Origin of the sequence: Pseudomonas asiatica, assembly GCF_040214835.1 — a bacterium.
GTDB classification, from domain to species: Bacteria; Pseudomonadota; Gammaproteobacteria; order Pseudomonadales; family Pseudomonadaceae; genus Aquipseudomonas; species Aquipseudomonas putida_Z.
This window is the reverse complement of record NZ_CP157874.1, coordinates 2341357-2360665: the sequence shown is the minus strand read 5'-3', so window position 1 is coordinate 2360665 and position 19309 is coordinate 2341357. Positions and strand designations below refer to the sequence as shown.

Sequence of the window (19309 nt, the reverse complement as noted above, 5' to 3'; positions counted from 1 at the left end):
TCCCCCTGCTACTGCTGCAAGATGCCGTTGAGCGATTCCAGCACCTCGGCGGTGATCAAGCTCAGGCGGTAGCTGTAGTAGCAGTAGGCGCAGACCATGGCGATGGCGGAGATCACCAACGGGCTCCACCAGGGCCATTCCCGGCGCAGCCTGCGGTGGGGGCGATGGACCACGTTGGTATACGGGTCGCCCACGAATTCCGGCGTGGGGCCGCGCAGTTCACGAATGACCTTGTGCATCCGCGAAATCAGGGCGTTGATGATTTCATCGCACTTCGGGTCCAGGGCGTACTTGCCCTTCAGGCCCAGGCAAAAGCAGAAGTACAGGAACTCCAGCACATCCTGGAACTCCTTGGGCGACTGCATCAACCGCTCCAGCAACACGAAGATCTTCTCGCCGCCCTGGGTTTCGTCATGAAAGATGCTGAGCAGCGGTTCGTGGCTCCAGCACGAATTGTTCCCCCAGGGGCGGCTCATCACGGCCTCGTCCAGGTAAAGGCACAAGGCATAGGAGTAGACTTCGAGGTGCACGGCGGAATAACCGTGCTGCTGTATTTCCTCGCGGATGGCGCTGACCTGGGTCTGCAGGGCCTTGTGCACCTGTTCGATGTTGGGCAGGTCATCCAGCGTACGCAGGCGTATGACCAGGCCGAACAGCGGGTTGGCCGCGTCGAGCATCAGGTTGGCGAAGCCGCCGCGTAGCCGGAAGTCCGGGTCGGCCGGATAACCCTGATGATCTGCGCGCCTGCCCTGACCGGGTGGATAGGGTGAATCGGTGCCCCCCGGGACATCGAGCATGGCATGCAGGCTGCTTTCGGTTACGTCATGAACAGCGTTGGCGGCCTGAGATTTTCCAGGACTAACAGCAGATGGGCCGGGCATGAAGAGGTCCTTGTCTTCCAGTAGGCTGAAGACATGAACACTATCGGGGAATCAATTCTTCGAGGAGCGTAGGGCTTCCCAAAACGCTGTAGGAATTTTCGCCTCTTGGCTTGTCTGGACGCTGCAATGCCGGAATTCCGGGGCCGCTCTGCGGCCCCTTTGCGACACAAGGCCGCTCCTGCAACGACTGCGCCAGCCCTTGTGTGGGCGGCGCAGCGCCGCAACCGATCAATCAGCCAAACAACCTGGCCAGGCAACCCAGCTTCTTCTTGTACGAGCGCCGAGCCTCCAGTGCGTCCTCCAGGCTGACTTCCAGGAACCGCGCCTGCTGGTTGGGCTGCATCTGCCCGATCAGGTCCAGGTCAGCGCTGATCACCGTGCCGATCATGGCGTAGCCGCCGCCCGACACCGCATCACGGTGCAGAATGATCGGCTCCAGCCCCGCGGGTACCTGGATCGAACCGATCGGGTAGCAGCTGTCAACGATGTTCGATGGATCCGAGCCGGCCCCGAACGGCTGCTCCCGTGGCTGGAAGCTCAAGGCACTGCCGCCCTTGTAGCGGTAGCCGATACGGTCTGCCTCGGAGCCTACCGTCCAGGCTTCGGTGAAAAAGCTTTGCGCCGCAGCCTTGGTCAGGCGATGAAAATACAGCCCCGGCACCACCCGAAGCACCACCTCGCCACCCAAGGCCTGGCGCAAGGCCATTGGCAGGCTCGCACCGGCGCGGGTCTTGCCGCTGGGTACGCCGACCGGCAACAGGTCACCCGCCATCAGCTTGCGCCCATGGAAGCCACCCAATGCACCCAACGCATAGGTGGAGCGGCTGCCGAGCACCTCGGGTACATCAATACCGCCGGCCACCGCCAGGTAGGCCCGGGCGCCTGCGGTAGGGAAGCCGAAACGCAACACCTGCCCGGCACGTACGGCAAACGCCGTGTCCGGGCGTTGCTCGCGGCCATCGAGCAAGGCCGGCATCTGCGCACCACAAACCGCCACCAGGGCATCCTGCTGGAACTCCAGCTCCGGCCCCACCAGCGCACACTCGAGGCCCGCGGCGCCGGCCGGGTTGCCCACCAGGTGGTTGGCCGCCCTCAGGGCGTACTGATCGAGGGCGCCGGACGGCGGGATGCCCAGGTGGTAGTAGCCTTCGCGGCCCAGGTCCTGCACCGAGGTAGCCAGCCCGGGTTTGAGTACCTTGATCATGCCAGCACCTCCTGCAGGGTCCGTGGATAGCCGACCGGGTCGGCGAGGAACGCGTCCAGGGAGAACTCCACCGGGCGAATGCGCAGGTCGAAGCGGCCTTCTTCGACATCCGCCACCGCATGGTCGTAGGTGCGGCGGTCGATGGGCTTGAACTGCACGATGTCTCCCGGGCGGAAGAACACCATGTGCTCCTTCAGGTAGTTCAGTGTCTGCTGCGGGTCATAGATCGGCGCCGGGGTGACGCCGAACATCTGGTAGCCGCCTGCCCCGCGCACCGAATAGATGCAGCCGAAGCAGCCGCCATGGCCAAGGGTGAGTTTGGGGGTGTCCGTACGCGGGCGCAGGTACTTGGGCACCTGCAGTTGCCGCTCGCGCTCGACCATCTGGAACATGAACGGCAGGCCGGCAACGAACCCGACCATCGACACGAACCACGGCGCGCCGCTGTGCGCGGCAATGAACGCCTCGACATCGGCCAGGCCGTTGATCCGCGCGGCATACTCCAGGTCGGTGCTGCCCGGGTCCTGGTGGCGGTCACGAAAACGCATCAGCGTTTCATGGGTCCAAGGGTCGTTGTACAGCACTGGAATCTCGATGATCCTCGTCTGCAACGAGCGCTCGGCCACTGCCTGCGCTTCGGCGCCGCGCACCGCCTCCAGCAGTGCCTGCGGCGCGATACGGTCCGGGTCGAAGCGGATCTGGAACGAGGCGTTGGCCAGGCACACATCCAGCACGCCATCCAGGGCCAGCCGCTCCACCGCACGGGTGACGGCCATGCCCTTGAAAAAAGCCTCCAGCGACATGCTCTCGCTGACTTCGGCAAACAGGTGCTCGTCAGCGCCAAAGCTGTAGCGGATCGGGGTTGTAGCAAGCGGTTCGGCCATGACTGTTCCTTTTCTTGGAATCTTTATAGAAAGGCAGGCGAAAGCAAATTGCACGGGCTCCGACGTATACCTGCCGGATGCCCCACGGATTCAGCGTGGCGCGCGCACCACGATACCGGCAGCGTCCAGCGCCTGGCGCGTGGCCTCGACCAGGTCGAGCGCCCCCGGGGTATCACTGTGCAAGCAGATGGAATCGAATTCGATGGCCAGGTCCTGCCCCTCGACCGTGCGCACCACGCCTTGCTGACAAGCCCGCAACACCCGTTCGGCGACCGCCCCGGGCTCATGGCCCCGCACGTTGCGGGTGAACACGATCGACCCGCTCAGGTCGTACTCGCGGTCGGCGTAGAACTCGCGAACTACCGGCTGGCCAAGCTCCTGGGCAATGCGGCAGATCACCGAACCCGGCATGCAGTACAGCAGCAGCTCCGGCTCGATCACCCGCAGGTTTTCCACCAGCAGCCGTGCAGCTTCTTCGTCACGTGCCAGATGCATGTACAGCGCACCGTGCGGCTTGATGTGCTGCAGGCGCACGCCCTGGGCGCGGGCAATTTCACGCAGGGCGCCGAGCTGGTAGAGCATGTCGTCGACCAGTTCCTGGGCCGGGGCATTGATGTGTCGGCGACCGAAGCCGACCAGGTCACGGAACCCAGGGTGCGCCCCCACTGCGACGCCCAGGGCCTTGGCCCGCTCGACGGTACGGCGCATGGTGCCGGGGTCACCGGCATGGAAGCCGGTGGCGATGTTGGCCGTGCTGATGTAGCCCATCAGCTCGTTGTCGACGCCGTCGCCAATGGTCCACGGGCCAAAGCCCTCACCCATGTCCGAGTTGAAATCCACCACCTGCATGACTGTCTCTCCTGGCGCTTGTGACTGCATGCAAGCCACGTTAGATTCTCCGCACCCCCTTGGGAAGATCTATAAACAGATAGGGTGTCTTCTGAAAATCAGATACCCCGGGAGCCTACTGTGTCACTGACCCTGCGCCAGGTCCGCTATTTCGTCGCCACCGCCGAGATCGGCCAGATTTCCCAGGCGGCAATCCACTTGAACATTTCCCAGTCTGCAGTCACCACGGCGATCAAGGAGCTGGAGGCGATGCTTGGCGTGCTGCTGTTCCAGCGCTCGGCCCAGGGCATGAGCCTGACCGAGGCCGGCCGGCACTTCCTGAACCGCGCCTACGTGATCCTGCGCAGCGTGGACGATGCGCTGAACAGCCCGCTGCCGGACGTGCGCGCCAGTGGCCTGCTGCGCCTGGCGGCAAGTTATACGGTGATCGGCTACTTCCTGCCGCATCACCTGCAGCGGCTGGAGCACTGGCACCCGGACGTGACCCTGGAGCTGTACGAGCAGGAGCGCAGCGCCATCGAACAAGGCTTGCTGGAGGGGCGTTTCGACATGGCAGTGGTGCTCACCGCCAACCTCACCCACCCGGACATCGTCTCGGAAACCCTGTTCAACTCCGAGCGCCGCCTGTGGCTGCCCGGCCACCATCCGCTGTGCGAGCGCTCGGCGGTAAGCCTGGCCGATGTGGCCTGCGAGCCGTTCATCCTGCTGACCGTGGATGAGGCCGAGCAAAGCGCCATGCGCTATTGGGAACAGGCCGGGCAGCGGCCGCAAGTGCGGGTGCGGACCAGTTCGGTGGAGGCCGTGCGCAGCATGGTCGCCAATGGCAGCGGTGTGGCGATCCTGTCGGACCTGGTGCACCGGCCCTGGTCGCTGGAGGGCAAGCGAATCGAGACGGTGACCATCAGCGACCCGGTGACACCGATGAGCGTCGGGTTAGCCTGGCACCGGGAACGGGCGTTCAGCCCGGCGATGCAGGCTGTGCGCAATTACTTCCATGATGCTTTTTTGGCACCGCAGCAGTTGTCGGCACGGCGCTGACCGTTCCCTGCAGGCCCGACTCTTCACGGGTAAATCCGCACACAGCGTCTGCATTCGGAATCAACGCCACTCGCTATAGGGCTCCAGCGGCGTCACCGGCAGCGCCAGGTTGCCTCGCCACGGCTCGAACAGGTAGCGCAGGTAGAGCATGCCATGGCTAGGCGCATAGTCATCGCTGTGCTGCCAGTCGAAGCCGCCGCCCAACACCCACTGGTCGCTCAGGCGCCGCTCGAACAGCCCGCGCAGTCGGTAGCCCAGCCCGCTGCTGTCGCTGGCGTCGTTCATGGCGTCGATGTTGGAGCCAACGTCATACTGTGCCAGCACCTTGCGGTTGACGTGCGCGTCCGGGTACAGGCGGCTGCGACCGCTGTGGGCCTGGGACCAACTGACAGAGCCTTCCAGCAGCACCGACCAGTCGTAGTTGCGCCAGGCATAACTGACCGGTACGCCAACCGATGTGTAGCGCTGCGGGCTGTAGTAGCCGCCCTGCCCCAGGCTGTAGCCGCCCAGGTCCTTGTCGTGACGCCAGTGCATCAGCGTAAGGCCCACGCGCACACGCTCATCGGCTTTTTCCACCACGCGGTGGTACCAGCCGGCCATAGCCCGGGTGCGCTGGTTGTCGGCGACGTTTTCGCCATACAGCCAGTGGTGCCCGAGGCTGGCCCAGACGCCGTTGTCACCGCCCTGGTCCCAGCTCAGGCCGAGTGTGGCGCCATTGGCCGTGACCCCGCCCCAGCGCACGCCCGTGCGCGGGTCACGTGCCCCGGCAAACGATAACAGCGAGTTGCTCATCGGCCGCCGCGAAGCGGTCAGCGACCAGCCAAGCTGGCCAAGGTCACCGTTGACCGTGGCGCCACCCAGCCAGTTGTTGATCGCGTAGCCCTGGGTAGTGCCCAGGTCAAAGGCCCAGCGGCTGCCCTGCCAGCCCAGCGCCAGCACGCTGCCGTCCGCCGTTTGCGAACCGCCGTCACACGCGGGGAGCGACCTCCCGTCAGCGGTGCTGCCAACAAACTGGCAACTGCCGAAATCCGGGGTATAGCGCCCCTGGTCGTTCTGCTCGAACGACCCCGCATCCATGCCGATGCGCTCCAGCCGCGCAAAGGCGGTGCCGTCCTGCCAAGGGGTATCGACATGCAGCAGGGTCGACTGGGTACTCAGTTCGGACGTGCCCGGCGTGCCGTCGTCCTCGCGCCAACCGTAGTCGTGCATCAACGTCACATGGGTATTGCGCTGGCGATACAGCGCATCGACGTCGCTGCGCAGGCTGCGTGCCAGCCAGTCGTCGTCATCCTGCTCACGGCTGGCCAGCGTCAGTGCGCGGTCATCCCGTGGCGACACGGCAGCACGCTCGAGCAACTGCGCATCGGCCATCGCTGCGGCGTAAAGGTCCAGCGCCCGTTGCGGGTCATCCTGCGCCACCAGGCGGGCAGCGTCGCGCCGCAACAAGGGGTCGGGGCGAGGCTGCTGCGCTGCGATCTGGTCGAGCATTCTGGCCGCCTGGTCGTGTTCGCCCAAGGCGACCCAGACAGCCGCCAGGCGCCGCTTGGCGTTGCTGTCATCGGCAGCCAGTTGCGGTACCTGCACAGCCAGCATGTGCCGGGCCTGTGCCAGGTTGCCTTCGGCCACCGCGCTTTCGATCACGCCAAGGCGTGCCTGGGGTTGCCCAGGCTGCACGACAAGCACGCGCTGGTAATAACCGCGCGCCTTGCCAGGCTCACCATTGGCCGCCGCCCAGTCAGCCAGCAGCATCAGGTCGTCGGTGCTGCCTTCGCCACGCGCCAGGCTGGCCTCGAGCAGGCGGGTCGCTTCAGCCGTGCGGCCTTGCGCCTGCAGCTGCTGCGCCGAGGCCAGGGTCATGCGGCGGCGGATACGCTGCTCCAGTGCATGCATGTCCGCGCTCCAGGCCCCCTGCGGCACCGCGCCCAGGCTGTCCAGGGCCAGCGCATCGCGGTCGCTGGACTCCAGGAACAGGCCATGGGCATAGCGGGTAGATGGGTCGCCCGGCTGGCGCTGCACGATGCTGGCGAATGCCGCGTCGGCTTCGGCGGTGCGCCCCAGGTGGCGCAGGCTGCTGGCCAGCTGGTAGACCAGCCAGGGCTCATCGGGGGCCAAGGCCGTGGCCTGGCCCAGCGCCTGGCTGGCCGCCGCCCAGTCCTCACGCTGCATGGCCTGGTCACCTTGCTGGCGCAGGCGTGCGAGTTCCAGGCTGCGGCGCAGGCTGGCGAACTGCGCTTGCTGCCGAGGCGACAGGCTGTCGAGGTACGCCCGCGCCTTGTCGGGCGATTGCGCCTGGTACACACGCACCAGGCCGCGCACGGCACTTTCGTTATCCGGTGCCATGCGCCGAACCTGCAGGAATTGCCGCTCGGCGGCGGCTGTATCGCCCTCGGCCAGCGAGACATCCGCCAGGCCCAGCAAGGCGTATTCCTCCTTCGGGCGCTGCTGGCGTGCCTGCTGGTAGATGGCACGGGCAGCGCGCAGGTCTTTCGCCTGCAGTGCCCGCTCGCCTTTGCTGAGCAGGGCCCAATACTGGCTGGACGACTCCAGGTCCTTCCACTGGCCGATCCAGTAGGTGTCCTGTTCCTTGGCACTTGCCGCCCGGAACGCCGCATTGGCGTCTTCGTAGCGGCTCTGGCGCATCAGCGCATAGCCCAGTGCACCCTGCAGGCTGGCATCATCCGGATACTGGCGCAGCGCCCGGCGCAGTTGTGCTTCGGCTTCAGCGTTGCGGCCCTTGTCGAGCAATGCCAAGCCCCGCTGGCCAGCCTGCCAGGACGGGTCGGCCAGCAGTTTGCGCTGCTGTTGCAGGGTCTCGCTGGCCTGCGCCTGCAACGGTGAGGCCGGGTAACGCTGGAGAAACGCTTGCCAGGCCGCCGCGCTGGCGGCGCTCACCGCTTGCCCGGACAGGTAGTCGAACTCCCGCTGGGCAGCGGCATCCCGTGCGCCAGGGTCGCGCGACAGCTGGTTGAGCAAGGCCAAGGCTTCGCGGTCGCGATTTTCGGCGAACAGCCAACCGGCCAAGGTCTGGCGCAGCCCGGCACTGCCCGGGTACTGCTGGTCCAGTTGCTGCAGCTGCCTGATCGCTTCTGGGCGCTGGCCTGGGAGGTTGCCGCGCACGCGCCAGTAGTCCAGGGCCAATTCCAGGTTTGGCGGTTCACCAGCGAACAACTGCTCATAGGCCGCCAGCGCCTCTTCATTGCGCCCGGTGACCGCCAGCAAGCGGGCCTGCTGCAATTGCCGCACGCGCTCCGGCTGCTGCAGCTCGAGCAGGCGCCTGGCCTGGCGTGCCTGCAAGCTGCCAGGCGCGATGGCATTGATCCGCGCACTCAACTGCTCGGCTTCGGTGTTGTTCTTTTCGCGCAATGCCAGGCTCAGGGCCGCCAGCAACACATCCGGGTTGCGCGGCTCGAGCAATTGCAGCCGCCCCAGTGCATCGCGCACCAGGTCGTCACGATGCAGCGCCTCGCCGCGACGCACCTGGTCCAGCAGCCATTGGCGCTGTTCGCCGGCATCCTTGGGTTGTGCCGTGGCCTGGCAGGTCACTGCCGCCAGCATCAGCACACCGATCATTCGCTGCATGGCGCGCTCCAGGCCGGCAACAGGCGGCCGTGCGGGTCAAAACGGTAACGGCCTTGGTCCCAGCCCTGGCCAAACAGCGCCAGCACCTGGCTGTAATAGGCCTTGGCTTCGACTGGCTGCTCGCGCAGGCGCTGACGCTGGGCCGCCAGGCCCGCGACGTGCTCCGGCGATGCTGCCAGCAACGGCAGCAACGCCGCAGAGAAACCCGCCGGGCCATGGCCACTGGCAATACCGCTTTGCGCATCCACATGCTCTGGCGGCAACCCCTGGCGCGTGGTCAATGCCGCCATCGGGGCATAGTGGGCCACCAGTTCGGCACGCTGCGCCGCGTCCTTGGCCAGCATGCCGACCCACAGGTAGACGCGGATGGCGTCGTAGTCACCTTCACTGCCATGTTGCGGGTCCGCTGCCAGTTCACCGGCTGGCGTCCACAGCAGCCAGTCCGGAGCAAAGCCCTTTGGCGACGAAGCCAGCCACAAACGCCGCGTGTTGGCCGCCAGCTCGCCCCACAACGGGTCGACCAGGCTGAAGCGATCGAACAACTGCGGCGGCAAATAGCTGGGGTTCAAGCGGGCGCCGCGAGCATCTTCGAAGCCGTAGTCCCCCGGCAGCAGCATCACCCCCAGGCCCGGCAGCTTGCGCACGGTCTGCGCGGCGATACGCCACAGCAGGCGCTGGCCCAGCTGCGTGTAGGCCGGCTCGTCCCACAGCCGCCCGGCTTCCAGCAGGCTGTAGGCAATCCACAGGTCGGCATCGCTGGCGTTGTTGGCATCCAGCACCTGCCACTGCTGCTGGCCGTTACGGCCCCACAGCCAGGCGGGCAGATGCCGGGCCAGGTCGCCCTCCGCCAGGTTGTTGCCGGTCCAGCGCAGCAACTGCGCGAAGGCTTGCCGGTCATTGCCCACCAGGGCGAAGAACAGCGCGTAGCTCTGCCCTTCCGAGGTGGTGATCAGGCGCTCGTCGCTCGGGTCGATGACCCGACCGTCGACACTCACCAGTTCGGCCTTGAAGCGGTCCCAGGCCGGCCATTTGCAAGCCGGTGCGGCACTCGTGACGACGGGCAGGCCCAAGGCGACCAGCCCCACCAGCAACTGACGCATCATCACCCCGCCTCGCCCAGACGGCGCTTGCCTGCCCAGCGCAGTGCCCGCCACAACAGGAAGGCAAACAGCACCACGCAAATGGCCGCGATCGCCGCCAGCAGCACCGGGTGTTCGGACAGGTGGAACCACAGCAGCAGCCACCACGGCAGCGCGCCTACAAAGTAGTGCTCGCCGACGAACTGGCTGGTGACGCCGCTGCTGCGCACCAGCGTCACAGAGCCGGCCACCGCATCGAGCTTGCCCACATCGCCGAGCACATCGCGCAGCAACGCTTGGTCGCTATCGCTGTTGGCCAGCAGGGCTACGACGCTGCGCTGCTCATGGAAGGGCGACTTCAGCCCGGTGATGGCCGCAATCGGCGCCTGCGCGCTGACTGCCACTCGGCTGCTCGCGGCCACCGGCGCGGTATCGAAGCGCTGGCTGCCCGGCAGCCCTGTGCTACGGCCTTGCAGCAGCCAGTCCCGCTGGGCACTGAGCAGCAGGCCAAGGTTGGGCGCATCCCCCAGCGCCTCGGGCAGGCTGCCGAGCAGCAGCAAGTCGGCATCGGCCGCTGCGGCCTGCTTCCAGTCATCGACCAGCCGCAGGCCAAGCGCCGGGTAGCCGATCTGTCCGGCCAACCCGCCGACCGCATCGAGCAAGGTGCCCACCTGCATCGCCGTGGGCCTGGCCGGCATGACGACCAGCGTTTCGGAAAGGTCGGCCATGCGGCTGAACGGGAAGCCGCTGCGGGCGAATGCGCGCAGGTCGGGCATGGCGATGTAGTGGTGGTAACCGGACAGGTCGATGGTCGAGTTGTCGTCGATCGCCGCGCGCACATCCACCGGCAACGAGGTCTGGCAGCGGTCGCGCTGGGCGCTGCCCAGGGTGCTGGCAAAGCTGAAATCGAAGCGCAGGCGGTTGCGGTCGCCGATCTTCAACGCCGGTACCAGCGACTTCTCGGTCAATGCGCTGTTGTCACCGGACAGCACCGCCAGGCGCATTTCCTCGAGCGTACCGCCGCGCCGGTCATTGCCCACCAGCGGCATGCTGGTGATGTACTGGTCGTTGACGCTGATGCTCAACCGCGATTCGTCGCTCACTGCCGGGGCCGTGTAGCGGTACAGCGTACGCAGCGGAATGCCCTGGTTGCGCCAGACGAACAAGTCCGGCGGCAGGTTCAGCTCCAGCGTCACCGGCCGTGGTTGCAGGCCGCTGACCTGCAACTGCTCGGGGTAATCGAGCAGCTCGGCGAAGCGCACCGGGCGGTCGGTGCGTGTCCAGTTCGGCGCATCGTAAGGCTGGCGCGGCTGCAGTGCCGTCATCTGCTCGACCTTCACCCGGGCACCGCGGAACAGGTTGTTGCCAACCGCCAGCGCCGAGGCGGCCTTGACCAGGTCATCGTCGTTGCGGCCCAGCACCAGCAGCACCTTGCTGAAGCGGTCGTCCGGGTGGTCGATCATCTGCAGTACCGGGCCGTCGACCGGCGGGAATTGCTGCAGGTCGGCAAGGAAGGCCGGGCGACGGTCGTTGCTGGCAAACACGATGCTCGGCGTGGGTTTGTCGCCACGGGCCGGCAGGCTGTCGTACAGCACCGGGAAGGTCGCCTTGCGCCAACCGGCCTGGCTGCCGAAGTAGGACGCCAGGATCGCCGCCGCACGCTGCTCGCCCAGGCTCGGCACGCCGCTGAACACCACCGGCAGCGTTACCTTGCCGGTGTCGCGCACATCAAAGAACGGCAGCGGGAAGTACGCCAGGTCGTTGTCCAGGGCCAGGGCCTGTTCGTGCAGCTGCACCTGGCTCTTGCGGTTCAGGTTCAGCCACAGGCCGCTGTGCGCAGGGTCTTCGCAGATGTCGGTGTAATGCCCGACGAACTCCAGGCGTACCCGGTTGAAATCGCTGAGCAGCTTCGGGTCCAGCGGCAGCTGACGGCGCACGCGCTGGCCAAGCTGATCCTTTTCCACCGGCACCACGCCCATCAGTTCGTCATTCAGGTACACGCGCAGGTGCGACAGGTTCGGCAACAGTGCGGGCGATGGCGTGTAGTCCAGCTGCAGGCTGGCGTCGGTGGCCAGGCGGTCGCGCCGCAGGCCGAATTCGATATGCTCGCTGTTGCGCACCCCCAGCAACAGGCTGTCGGACGCATGCCCGAGCTGCTCGAAGGTTTTCGCAACCGGCCAGTTCGGTACCGTGGGTACGGCTGGCTCGGCAAGCGGGGCTACGGAGGCGGCAGCGGCGCTCTGCGACAAGGCAGCAAGCAGCGCCATCGCCAGGCCCCAGGTACGCGCGGGATAACCAGTCATCATGCGTCTCGATCAACAGGGTTCAAGGAAGGGACAGGCTGCGGTGTGCGGGGCCTGTAGCTGGCCAGCCAGTTCGCCAGCGCGTGCAGTGGGCGCAGCAACGCCCCCACCCATGGCGGCAAGTGTTCGACCAGCCGCAGGTAACCGACACCGCCCAGCTTCAGCACGTCGACCAGGCTGCGCAGCGGGCGATCGACCTCATGCTGCTCGTTCCAGCCAAGCCAGGCATCGGCACGGGCAAAGGTGCAGTGGACCAGGTCGATACGCTGTTGCTGGCCGAGGTCATGGAACACCAGGCCCACGTGTTGCCCGACGGTACGGGTGACACAGGCCTGGAAGGCGAACTCGCGCTGGCCGCGGTTGAGCAGCAGGCGCACCCGCTCCCCCGCTTGCAACTCGAGGCCCCGGTGCAGTTGCAGGCCGACACCGCCGTCGGAGTAGTCGACCAGGGTACAGGGGTAGGCGTGACCGCTTGCCAGCACCAGCCCCGCCGGCAAGCGCATCTGCACCCGGTGGGCGCGGCGCACCTGGCGCACTTCGGCAGCCACGGCGACGGCGGCGCCGATGATCAGCAGGTTGTAGATCACCCACAGCGAGCTGACGATCACCGTGCCGATTTCTGCCGTCGGGCCGGTGAACAGGCGCCACACGGCGAAGCCCAGGCCGGCCACGTTGAGCGCCGCCAGCCACAGGTAGGGTTGGGCGATGCGCCAGTCGAACTGCTCCTGCTCCATCAGGCCGCCCTTGGCGGTGACGTTGAACTTGCCTTTCTTCGGCGCGAACAGCGCGACCGTGGTCGGGCGGGCGATGTACCAGGCCAGCACGGTCTCGTAGACCTCGCCCCAGAAGGTCTGCCGGTACTTGCCCTGCATGCGCGAGTTGGTCAGGCTTGCGTGGATCATGTGCGGCAGCACGTACAGCAGGATCATCAACGCCGGGGCGTAGATGATGTAGGCATGCAGCAACAGAAACGCCAGCGGCGCGGTCAGGAACACCAGCCGTGGCAGGCCAGCCAGGAAGTGCAACATGGCGTTGGCATAGCACACCCGCTGGAACAGGCTCAGCCCACGGCCGAACAGCGGGTTGTCGGTACGGAAGATCTGCACCATGCCCCGGGCCCAGCGAATGCGCTGACCGATGTGCGCCGACAGGCTCTCGGTGGCCAGGCCGGCCGCCTGCGGAATGCTCAGGTAGGCCGATGACCAACCCTGGCGGTGCATGCGCAAGGCGGTATGGGCATCTTCGGTCACGGTTTCGACGGCGAAACCGCCGATGCTCTCCAGCGCGGTACGGCGCAGCACGGCACACGAGCCGCAGAAGAACGCCGCGTTCCACATGTCATTGCCATCCTGGATCAGGCCGTAGAACAGCTCGCCTTCATTGGGGCGACGGCGGAACGAGCCCAGGTTGCGCTCGAACGGGTCGGGCGAGAAGAAATGGTGTGGCGTCTGCACCAGCGCCAGCTTCGGGTCCTTGAGGAACCAGCCGACTGTCATTTGCAGGAAGGAGCGCACCGGCACGTGGTCGCAGTCGAAAATGGCGATCAGCTCGCTGTCGGTCACGCCCAGCGCATGGTTGAGGTTGCCGGCCTTGGCGTGCTTGTTGTCCGGCCGCACGATGTAGCCCACCCCCACTTCGTCGGCGAACGCACGGAACGTCTCGCGCCGGCCGTCGTCGAGGATATAGATGCGCAGGCACTCGCGCGGCCAGTCCAGGCCCAGGGCGGCCAGCACCGTGGTGCGCACCACCGACAAGTCTTCGTTGTAGGTGGGGATCATCAGGTCGACGGTCGGCCAGTGCGCCGGATTTGCCGGCAGGTTCGCCGGCTTGCGCTGCAACGGCCAGCAGGTCTGGATGTAGCCCAGGATCAGCACGAACCACGAATAGGTTTCTGCCGCCAGCAGGATCACCCCGCACACAAGGCCCGTGGTGTCGTTCCAGTTCAGGGTCGAGGTGTAGCGCCACCACAGGTAGCGGCAGGAGATGAGCGTCGACAGCACGATCAGCATCAGGGTCGGGAAGCGGCCCGGCATGTGCCGCACCAGCAGGGCAATGCCCAGCAGCAGGCAGATGAATACCAGCTGCGCCAGGTAGCCGAACGGTTCGGTCACGCACAGCACGGCCAGGCCGATGGCGCCCAGGGTCAGCACGCTGTAGAAAACCCACCGGGCGAAAACGCTCAAGCCGCGCAGGCGTGCCGAGGCTTGCTGCTTGAAAGCGCTGGCGCGGTAGCGCGCAGGCAGCTGCTGCAGGCGGTCGATCAGCAGGCCATGGTAACGGCGCAGCACCTGGCGCATACCGCGCAGCTGCGCACGCACTGCCCCCCAGGCACGCCGGGCAAACCCCGGTTCGCGAGGCAGCGGTTGACGCCGGACCAGCAGCCACAGGCTCTGGATCAGCAGGCGCAGCGGGTCGCCCAGGCTTGGGCGCTTGCCCGCCAGTTGCGGGTACAGCCGCTGCCGCTCGGCCAACAGGGCTTGCCAGGCAGGCGACTCCAGGCGCAGGAACAGGAAGGCCAGCCACACGCCAAGGGTAAACAGCCAGGCGACCGGCTGCCGCGCGCCACGTGTGCGGAACCAGGCGTAGGCCGACAGAGGGGTCAGGGTCACGACTGGCGCCTCGTCAGGCAGCGCACCGCCAGGCTCTGCACGTCCCGGCAAGCCAGGCTCTGCGGCGCGTAGTGGCCAAGCGGTGCCTTGCACGCCAGGGCCTCGAGGAAGGCCTCGTCGCGGTGCACCACCTGGATCGGCAGGCGATCACGGAACAGGTCGCGCCACACCATCAGCAGGTCGCTCTGCAAGCGGCTGGCGGGGTCGTAGCGGTTGACCAGCAACAGGTCGTAGTGCTCGACCTGCCGGCGCCCGAGCAGCAGGTGGCTGGCCATTTCGGCCTCGGCCACCAACACCCGCACGTCAGTCTCGACGCTTTGGCCAGCGGCATCGGCCGGCAGTTGCGGCAGGTCGAACAGCAACCAGTCGAAGTGTTCGGCCAGCTCGGCCTGGCGCGCGCGCCATGCTTCAGCGTCGGGCAACGGCGGCCGCGTGCCGGCAGGCAGATTGCCGAACGGCATCAGGTACAGGCCATCGAGCACCTCGTACATGGCATCGCTGTATGGCCGCCCTTCCCGCTCGGCAAGCGCCCAGCCCTCGTGCGTGTCGAGGGGCAGATTGAAGTGCAGGCCGAGCAGGTTGCTTGGGCACAGGTCGACCAGCAGCACCCGCTCACCTACGCCCTGCAACGCATGCCCCAGCGCGGCCAGCAAGGCGCTGCGCCCCAGGCCACCGCGAACGCCGTGCAACGCCAGGCTGGTCATGGCGACAGCACCTGGCGCCGCGGCGCCACCGTGTACAAGGTGCCCTGGGCGCTGCTCCGGCAGCTTTCACCCAGCAGTGGCCAGCGCTGCAAGGCCTGCTGGACACCCACCAGCAATGAGATGTCCTGGTAGTTCAGGTCCGGCATGTCCAGGTGCTGGCGCAACTGGGCGATATCGTCGCTGCGGTCGGCAGGGTCTGCCTTGCCAGTGATCATGGGCGCTCCTTCGGGACAGGCTGCCAGTCGGGCTGGCCTTGCAGGCGCATGTAGGCGCGCCCCTGGTAGTTCAGTACTTGTGCACCTGCGGTTTCCGCGACCTGTTCGGTGGTCGGCAGGTCGCTCAGCAGGCTGGGCACATCCAGCACCTGCTGCTGGCCCAGGCCCGCATACACGCGCGAGATCAGCTCGGACAGCGCCAGGTAGCTGGTGGGTGCCGAGACATGCAGCGGCTCGCTGCGGGCAGGCTGGCCCATGCCGATGAACTTCAGGCCGACCGGCACATGGGTAATCGATGGGGTGGGGATTTCACGCATGCCCGACAGCTGCATGCGGTCGCCATGCAGCGCGGCGCCATGTTCCGGGACAATGGCCACGACCACGCGGCGGCCGCTGCGCTCCAGTTCATCGAGGAAGCTGCCAAGCTCGCCGAACAGCCGGGTGGCGCGGGTGGCGTAATCGGCCACGCGGGTACCGCCGTCGGCGGTGACGATACGGTTGCCGTCATGCAGGCTGATGCTGTTGTAGAACAGCGACACATGCTCGGCGGGCGCGCCTTTGCGCTGCCCCCACCAGCGGCGCAGCACCTCCAGGTCGCTGGCGATCGGCGAGCCGTCGAAGCCGACCAGTGCCCGCGGGAAGTCGGTGTTGCGCAGGCCGGGTTGCGGCATGTGCTGCTGGGTGATATCGCCGATGAAGTTGTCGAAGCGGCCGCTGTGGTTGAGCAAGGTGTTGCTCTGGAAGCCGAGCCTGGCCAGGTTCTGGAACAACAGGCACTGCTCAGGGGCCGGCTGATACAGCCCGGCGTGGGACGACTGCCCGCAGCTGGCACGCAGCACGCGGATGGCGGCCGGCCCACTGTAGGACGTGGCCGAGTTGAACTGGTCGAAGATCACGTCCAGGCGCGAGAACAGCGGGTTGTCACGCAGCCCGACGGCAGACAGGTCATCCCAGGCCAGCGAGCAGATGTTGATCACCAGCAGGTCGAACGGCTGCTCATCGGCCTTCATGGCCGGGAAGGCTGTCACCCGTTCACGCTCACTGGCGAAGAACCGCTCGAGCCAGCTGTCGAGCGTGGCATTGTCGGCAACCGCGGTTGCCTGCGCCTGCTCGGTGGGGCTGGCAGCCGCGGCGCCAGGCGCCTGGCCCGCATTGAACCCCAGCGCTGGCAGGCCGCCGACCGCCAGCCACGCCAGCCCCAGCAGGCTCAAGGTACTCAGCCGCAGCCAATGGCGCAGGTACAGGTAACCCACCAGCAACAGCGCCAGCGCGCCCAGCAGGTTCCAGTTGATGAAGCGGCCGAGCAGTTCGAGCAGGTAGTCCCACGAGAAATCGAACACCCCCGGCTGCGCCAGCAGGCGGCTGAAGGGCGGCAGCCAGGTGTCCTGGTAGAACAACGCGATGCCGACCGGTACGGCCACCAGCTGCCGCGCGATTCGCAGCCACTTGCCCGGCAACGGCAGCAGCAGAAACGCGGCGAACAACAGGTTCGGCAGCGCCTGGAAGTCGAGCATGCCAAGGGCGACCAGCAGGAACTTGGCCAGGAAGTAAAGGTTCCACCCTCCCAGTCCAGGCCAACGGGCCGGTACCGGGAGGGTGGCGGATGTATTAGTCATTACGGGGTTCCTGGCGTGCAGCACGGTGGCGTACGCCCAGCGGTTTCAGGTAACGGGGTGGAAGGCGGCGGCGCAACCAGCCGCGCAGCGTGGCGCGCAGGCGCAACAGCAGCAGGGCCAGCGCCAAGGTGACCAGCGCCGTGATGCCGACCACTTGCAGCAGTTGCACGAAGTTCATTGCGTACCCCGCTTGCCCAGGGCCACCCGGCGCGGCGCCAGGGCCGGCCTGGCCTGGGTGGGCAGCTGCGCCGCCGCGTCGAGCCGGGGTGGCTGTGGCACGCTGTCGTCGAGGAAGGCCGGGGTGGCCAGGCTGTCGACACCGGCAAGCACCTCCTGGCTGATGAACAACTCTTTCCACGACAACTGGAAGATGTGGTCAAGGGCTTGCTCGACGCCTTCGGAGCGACAGGCGAACAGGAACAGGAACAGCACATCGCCCACCACGCAGGCGATGTCGCCGTCGCGGCGGAACACCGTGCGCGAACAGGCTTGCAGCGGGGTCAGCCCTGGGGCCGGGCGCAACACCAGCAACTGGTGGGCGATTTCGCCGTTGCGCACCCCGTGCCACATGGTCTGCACCGCTTCGGCGAACGCGCGCGGCGCCACCAGCCCGCAGATTGCCAGCGGCCGCAGGCGTGCGAGCAAGGCATCGAAATCGCTTGGCAGGCGCCGGCGCCAGAGGTAACCCTGGATGCTCTCGACCATGGTCAGGAAGCGCGACAGGCTGGCGCCGAACGGCACGATCTGGCTGGCCCCGCAGGCCAGCAGCAGTTGTTCGTCCTGGTAGCGCAGGGTCGGTGCCATCTCGCGCACCACCAGCTTCAGGGCACTGCCACGCAACTGGCGCAAGCGGTGCAACTGGCGCGCCAGGCTATCCAGGCGCTGCACGCCGTCCATGGCAAAGATGACCGTGGCGGAAACCGCCCTGCCAGCTTTGGCACCCAGTTCCTCGAGGCTCTCGCAGACCTGCCAGTGCTCGGAGAAGGCTGGTGCACCTTCCAGTACCGGGCGCTGGGCCAGGCATAACAGCTCGTCGCCACCGGTGTCGCTGGGGGCCTGCGGCGCCCCGGCGGCGGCGAAGCCCGCTTCAAGCCGCGCCAGTTCCACATCGCGCGTACCGATCTTGCCGAGCGGGTTGCTCCAGAAATGCTGCAGGTAGCGCACCCCGCCTTTGCCGCGGTACACCTGGGCCAGGCCATCGACGCCCTGATTGAACGCACGCAGGCGCTCTACCAGCCCGGCACTCTGGCCGCTGCTGATGACCAGCAATAGCGTGGCCTCGGCCAACAGGACCGGGCGCAGCGCGTTGCACCAGCTTTCGACGTTGCCGGCACCCCAGACGTCGGCGGGCGCCAACAGCACCAGCACCCGCCCGGCGGCGTCAATACGCGGCAGGTCATCGACCAGGTGCCGGGCGGCTTGCAGGTCGGCTTCGTACAGCGCCAGTTCGGCTGGGCCCTGCGCGGCATCGAGCGCACCCAGCACATCACCGATGGCTTGCGCATCGGCGACCAGGGCTGCGCGAACGTGCTCGGGCAGTCCCCCGACCACCTGGCGGCATAGCACGGTGGCGTCTTCTGCGTTGTCACAGGCCAACCAATACAGTCCTTGTACATGAAGCTGGCTGCTTTCGGCGCCTAAGCCGGAAATAGCCAACCACGGCATTCCATTCGTCAAAACACTGGCTCTGAAAAGTAGATTGAAACGGCTCTGAGAGGTGGCTGCGGGCACATGCGCCGCTGAGGCTCGATGATGAGCGTCAAAAAAACAACGAAATTACTAGCTAACAACCGAACCCGTCAATTCTACAGCAGGGAGGCAAAATGAAATCAAGCAGAAATGTAATGAATTGCAAAAAATTGTTAGCAGCAGGTACATGTCTGGGGATGTTTGGTGCCTGTGAGATCGAGCGCCGCCCGCCCGGCGCTTCGCAGCACAAGGCTGCCTCAGGTACAACGTGAGGCTGAAGCCTGCGCAGTGCCTGTGGGAGCGGGCATGCCCGCGAAGCAGGCGACGCGGTGGATGGCACCGGCTGCGCCGGTGTTCGCGGCTAAAGCCGCTCCTACAGGTACAGCGTGAGACCGAAGTCTGCGCCGGACCTGTGGGAGCGGGTTCACCCGCGAAGCAGACTGCGCGGTGGATGGCACCGGCTACGCCGGTGTTCGCGGCTAAAGCCGCTCCCACAGGTACAGCGCGAGCCCGAAGCCTGCGCAGTGCCTGTGGGAGCGGGTTCACCCGCGAAGCAGGCGACGCGGTGGATGGCACCGGCTGCGCCGGTGTTCGCGGCCACGGCCGCTCCCACTGGTACAGCGTGAGCGCGAAGCCTGCGCCGGACGTGTGGAAGCGGG

At 66.6% G+C, this 19309-nt stretch carries 14 protein-coding genes; 1 reads left to right on the top strand and 13 read right to left on the bottom strand.

Annotated elements, in window-relative coordinates:
- Positions 1 to 8 precede the first annotated feature (8 nt).
- The 4 genes from icmH to ABNP31_RS10570 all read right to left on the bottom strand — a co-directional run bounded on the left by icmH (position 9) and on the right by ABNP31_RS10570 (position 3818).
- Positions 9 to 881 carry a type IVB secretion system protein IcmH/DotU gene (icmH, locus tag ABNP31_RS10585; protein ID WP_350013291.1) on the bottom strand — a complete coding sequence of 291 codons (873 nt, stop codon included), beginning with the start codon at positions 879 to 881 and terminating at the stop codon, positions 9 to 11.
- Positions 882 to 1113: 232 nt separating this feature from the next.
- Positions 1114 to 2085 (bottom strand): biotin-dependent carboxyltransferase family protein, encoded by a 972-nt coding sequence (locus tag ABNP31_RS10580; protein WP_075045569.1) that lies wholly within the window; start codon positions 2083 to 2085, stop codon positions 1114 to 1116.
- Positions 2082 to 2969 carry a 5-oxoprolinase subunit B family protein gene (locus ABNP31_RS10575; protein ID WP_085663331.1) on the bottom strand — a complete coding sequence of 296 codons (888 nt, stop codon included), beginning with the start codon at positions 2967 to 2969 and terminating at the stop codon, positions 2082 to 2084. Before ABNP31_RS10575 ends, ABNP31_RS10580 begins: the two co-directional genes overlap by 4 nt.
- A gap of 90 nt (positions 2970 to 3059) precedes the next feature.
- Positions 3060 to 3818, bottom strand: a complete 759-nt coding sequence (locus tag ABNP31_RS10570; protein WP_085663330.1) for a 5-oxoprolinase subunit PxpA — start codon at positions 3816 to 3818, stop codon at positions 3060 to 3062.
- A gap of 120 nt (positions 3819 to 3938) precedes the next feature.
- On the opposite strand from ABNP31_RS10570, the gene ABNP31_RS10565 reads away from it, so the two are divergent.
- On the top strand, positions 3939 to 4856 hold the full coding sequence (locus ABNP31_RS10565; protein ID WP_025339602.1) for a LysR family transcriptional regulator: 918 nt from the start codon (positions 3939 to 3941) through the stop codon (positions 4854 to 4856).
- A 60-nt stretch (positions 4857 to 4916) separates the two neighbouring features.
- Here ABNP31_RS10565 and bcsC read toward each other — a convergent pair whose 3' ends face one another.
- Genes bcsC through ABNP31_RS10520 form a run of 9 tightly spaced genes read right to left on the bottom strand, consistent with a single transcriptional unit; the run spans position 4917 to position 18626 of the window.
- Complete coding sequence (gene bcsC / locus ABNP31_RS10560) at positions 4917 to 8435, bottom strand: cellulose synthase complex outer membrane protein BcsC (RefSeq protein ID WP_350013290.1); 3519 nt, start codon at positions 8433 to 8435, stop codon at positions 4917 to 4919.
- Entirely contained in the window at positions 8423 to 9538 is a 1116-nt protein-coding gene (bcsZ, locus tag ABNP31_RS10555) for a cellulose synthase complex periplasmic endoglucanase BcsZ (RefSeq protein WP_085663327.1), read from the bottom strand. Before bcsZ ends, bcsC begins: the two co-directional genes overlap by 13 nt.
- Positions 9538 to 11817 (bottom strand): cellulose biosynthesis cyclic di-GMP-binding regulatory protein BcsB, encoded by a 2280-nt coding sequence (gene bcsB, locus ABNP31_RS10550; RefSeq protein WP_414058118.1) that lies wholly within the window; start codon positions 11815 to 11817, stop codon positions 9538 to 9540. The genes bcsZ and bcsB overlap by 1 nt, the downstream gene beginning before the upstream one ends.
- Positions 11817 to 14426 carry a UDP-forming cellulose synthase catalytic subunit gene (gene bcsA / locus ABNP31_RS10545; RefSeq protein ID WP_350013289.1) on the bottom strand — a complete coding sequence of 870 codons (2610 nt, stop codon included), beginning with the start codon at positions 14424 to 14426 and terminating at the stop codon, positions 11817 to 11819. The genes bcsB and bcsA overlap by 1 nt, the downstream gene beginning before the upstream one ends.
- On the bottom strand, positions 14423 to 15130 hold the full coding sequence (bcsQ, locus tag ABNP31_RS10540; protein ID WP_085663324.1) for a cellulose biosynthesis protein BcsQ: 708 nt from the start codon (positions 15128 to 15130) through the stop codon (positions 14423 to 14425). The genes bcsA and bcsQ overlap by 4 nt, the downstream gene beginning before the upstream one ends.
- The gene (gene bcsR, locus ABNP31_RS10535; RefSeq protein WP_085663323.1) at positions 15127 to 15345 is read right to left on the bottom strand and encodes a cellulose biosynthesis protein BcsR; all 219 of its coding nucleotides are present in this window, start codon (positions 15343 to 15345) and stop codon (positions 15127 to 15129) included. Before bcsR ends, bcsQ begins: the two co-directional genes overlap by 4 nt.
- On the bottom strand, positions 15342 to 16961 hold the full coding sequence (gene bcsG / locus ABNP31_RS10530) for a cellulose biosynthesis protein BcsG (protein WP_350013288.1): 1620 nt from the start codon (positions 16959 to 16961) through the stop codon (positions 15342 to 15344). The genes bcsR and bcsG overlap by 4 nt, the downstream gene beginning before the upstream one ends.
- A complete protein-coding gene (gene bcsF, locus ABNP31_RS10525; RefSeq protein WP_039613316.1) occupies positions 16954 to 17139 on the bottom strand; it encodes a cellulose biosynthesis protein BcsF in 186 nt (61 codons plus the stop codon). The genes bcsG and bcsF overlap by 8 nt, the downstream gene beginning before the upstream one ends.
- Entirely contained in the window at positions 17136 to 18626 is a 1491-nt protein-coding gene (locus ABNP31_RS10520) for a BcsE family c-di-GMP-binding protein (protein WP_350013287.1), read from the bottom strand. Before ABNP31_RS10520 ends, bcsF begins: the two co-directional genes overlap by 4 nt.
- Positions 18627 to 19309 lie beyond the last annotated feature (683 nt).

What these genes read in the sequence shown, in the direction of transcription:
- ABNP31_RS10520 (WP_350013287.1), bottom strand. Translation starts at nt 18,626, where the DNA reads ATGCCGTGGTTGGCTATTTCCGGCTTAGGCGCCGAAAGCAGCCAGCTT.
- ABNP31_RS10580 (WP_075045569.1), bottom strand. Translation starts at nt 2,085, where the DNA reads ATGATCAAGGTACTCAAACCCGGGCTGGCTACCTCGGTGCAGGACCTG.
- bcsG (WP_350013288.1), bottom strand. Translation starts at nt 16,961, where the DNA reads ATGACTAATACATCCGCCACCCTCCCGGTACCGGCCCGTTGGCCTGGA.
- bcsZ (WP_085663327.1), bottom strand. Translation starts at nt 9,538, where the DNA reads ATGATGCGTCAGTTGCTGGTGGGGCTGGTCGCCTTGGGCCTGCCCGTC.
- icmH (WP_350013291.1), bottom strand. Translation starts at nt 881, where the DNA reads ATGCCCGGCCCATCTGCTGTTAGTCCTGGAAAATCTCAGGCCGCCAAC.
- bcsQ (WP_085663324.1), bottom strand. Translation starts at nt 15,130, where the DNA reads ATGACCAGCCTGGCGTTGCACGGCGTTCGCGGTGGCCTGGGGCGCAGC.
- bcsB (WP_414058118.1), bottom strand. Translation starts at nt 11,817, where the DNA reads ATGACTGGTTATCCCGCGCGTACCTGGGGCCTGGCGATGGCGCTGCTT.
- bcsR (WP_085663323.1), bottom strand. Translation starts at nt 15,345, where the DNA reads ATGATCACTGGCAAGGCAGACCCTGCCGACCGCAGCGACGATATCGCC.
- bcsC (WP_350013290.1), bottom strand. Translation starts at nt 8,435, where the DNA reads ATGCAGCGAATGATCGGTGTGCTGATGCTGGCGGCAGTGACCTGCCAG.
- ABNP31_RS10575 (WP_085663331.1), bottom strand. Translation starts at nt 2,969, where the DNA reads ATGGCCGAACCGCTTGCTACAACCCCGATCCGCTACAGCTTTGGCGCT.
- bcsF (WP_039613316.1), bottom strand. Translation starts at nt 17,139, where the DNA reads ATGAACTTCGTGCAACTGCTGCAAGTGGTCGGCATCACGGCGCTGGTC.
- ABNP31_RS10570 (WP_085663330.1), bottom strand. Translation starts at nt 3,818, where the DNA reads ATGCAGGTGGTGGATTTCAACTCGGACATGGGTGAGGGCTTTGGCCCG.